The organism is Polycladomyces subterraneus, from assembly GCF_030433435.1.
Taxonomy (GTDB): Bacteria; Bacillota; Bacilli; order Thermoactinomycetales; family JIR-001; genus Polycladomyces; species Polycladomyces subterraneus.
Window position 1 is genome coordinate 857 of record NZ_JANRHH010000005.1, and the last position, 2,197, is coordinate 3,053.

Here is a 2,197-nt window from a genome sequence, read left to right on the forward strand (position 1 = left end):
AGCCGTAAAACGACTATAGAGATACTACTACTTTTTCTGTTATTCGTTGGGATGATCGCAACCCCGTTAATCTATGCTTTCACTCCGTTACTGAGCTTTGCCGATTATAAGCTACCATCTTGGATGGGATGGGCTGGAGTGGTGGTCTTAGTTATCGCCCTCTGGCTATTCTGGCGCTCTCACATTGATCTGGGACAAAACTGGTCTCCTACTCTTGAATTGCGGAAAGGACATCAATTGATTACCAGTGGAGTATACAAATATATCAGGCACCCCATGTATGCATCCATGGGGTTGTGGGGAGTTGCCCAAGTTTTGTTATTGCATAACTGGATAGCAGGATGGTCCTCTTTGTTGTTGTTCAGCCTGCTTTATTTCTTGCGTGTGCCGCGCGAAGAGCAAATGATGCTCAATCAGTTTGGAGAAAATATCAATCTCTCGTACGGGTAGAATTATACCACGCCGTTTTTGGAAGTAATGGGGCTTTTCCTTAGAGTGGAAAAACAGGGTTGTTTTCTGATTCCGGTTGCTTAGCGTAGCCCATCGCCATCAAGTTAAGAGATGAGAATATATAACTGACTAATTCTATTTGAATCGAAAGATTCACTGTGAGAGTATTCTATTTTCTTAGCTTAATAGTGATGGGGTAATGACACGTTATCCTGAATCTGGAGGCAAAATGGTGTTTAAATCCATTGATCAATTGGTTGGAGGACACAAAATTGACGCTTAATACGAAATTAGTCATAGAGGGGGTGTATTTATATAAAAAAGGGCCGATCCGGAATACGATCGGCCTTTTCTTCGCTGGTTGCATAAACGTGCTAGACGCTTACGAGAGTTTTGACCAACAGAAAAACCAGCCATTCATTGGCCGGTTTCTTCGTGATCTCATACAGGCATATCTATGGCATCAAAAATCCTCTAGTTGATATAATTAAATGGGCAAATGTGGACGGGCTATGGTCAGGCAAGACAACCAGAAACAAAAGGCACATTTGCTGTGTATTCATAATGCTTGGGACAACAAGTCCACCCGAAAGGATAATTGACAATCTACGCTCAGAATTGAAACAGTTGGAGCAACAAAAGGAACGACTTTATGACTTATTGGAACATTCATGGAACGATCGGCAAATCTGTCCAGAAGGACAAGATTTCACCCTTGAGGTTCATCCACCGTTGCCAAAGAATTAGTTAAAGGGGTCTTATTATGATACTTACAGGACACATCCGGCCACTTGGCCACGAATACAAAACACCTATTTCATACCTTATGAGATTGGATAATGAGGAAATCCCACTAAATGATTACTTAGGGAAAACCATTGAAATAAACTACCTTGGGGAAATATCCTGCATTTATTGCGGGAGAAAGATCAAAAAATCGTTTAATAACGGTTCGTGCTTCCCGTGCTTTCGGGATAGACCCGAAAATGATGTATGCATCGTAAAACCTCATCTTTGCCATTTTCATAAGGGGACGTGCCGAGATGAGGATTTCGGTCAAACCCATTGCATGCAACCCCATATCGTTTATCTTGCCCTAAGTGATGATATAAAAGTCGGGATCACCAGAAAACCGAACATGATTAAACGCTGGATCGATCAAGGGGCAGTCGCCGCCGTCCCAATAGCGGAAGTACCTGACCGAAAAACCGCCGGGGAAATAGAAATTCACTTGTCCCAATTCATTAATGACAAAACAAATTGGCGTAGGATGCTTAAAAACCAAATTGCAGATAAGGACTTATTGGCTGTTCGTTCGGATATAAAAAACCAAATTCCTGACCAGTACCAACAATTCTTTGATGAGTCACATGACGTTTGGACTTTTGAGTATCCACAATTGCAGATTCCCGACAAAATAAAATCCTTATCCTTGGACAAGCAGGAACATATTAAGGGGAATTTGATTGGTGTCAAAGCACAATATATGATCTTAGATAACGGGGTCATCAACATGCGGAAATTTAGCGGCTACAAGGTCAGGGTGGAATTATACCTGTAAAAAACTAATGGATAACTATAACGGTTGTTAAAGTCTTTTGGATCCTGCGCCCACAATGGCAGCAAGCTTTTTCCTTGAGAAACGTGAGCGGATCGTTTGCCCCAGCCGATCGTTGAGCCGAACCGATTCATACCCACCCGGGCAAAATACGTGATCGGCTCGGCTGCCTCATGTTCCAAGGGGCGT

The 2,197-nt window shown here is 42.6% G+C and carries 3 protein-coding genes; 2 read left to right on the forward strand and 1 reads right to left on the reverse strand.

Translation table 11 applies throughout. The features are described from left to right. Both NWF35_RS00795 and NWF35_RS00800 read left to right on the forward strand, forming a co-directional pair. The coding region (locus tag NWF35_RS00795) for a protein-S-isoprenylcysteine O-methyltransferase (protein WP_301237211.1) at window positions 1-450 on the forward strand (450 nt) is incomplete at its 5' end. Window positions 451-1,213: 763 nt separating this feature from the next. Continuing rightward, window positions 1,214-2,011, forward strand: coding sequence for a DUF2797 domain-containing protein (locus NWF35_RS00800; protein WP_301237212.1), 798 nt, complete (start codon window positions 1,214-1,216; stop codon window positions 2,009-2,011). Here the strand turns inward: NWF35_RS00800 and NWF35_RS00805 are convergent. After that, window positions 1,981-2,197: hypothetical protein (locus NWF35_RS00805; RefSeq protein WP_301237213.1), on the reverse strand; the 217-nt coding region annotated here is incomplete at its 5' end. The genes NWF35_RS00800 and NWF35_RS00805 overlap by 31 nt on opposite strands.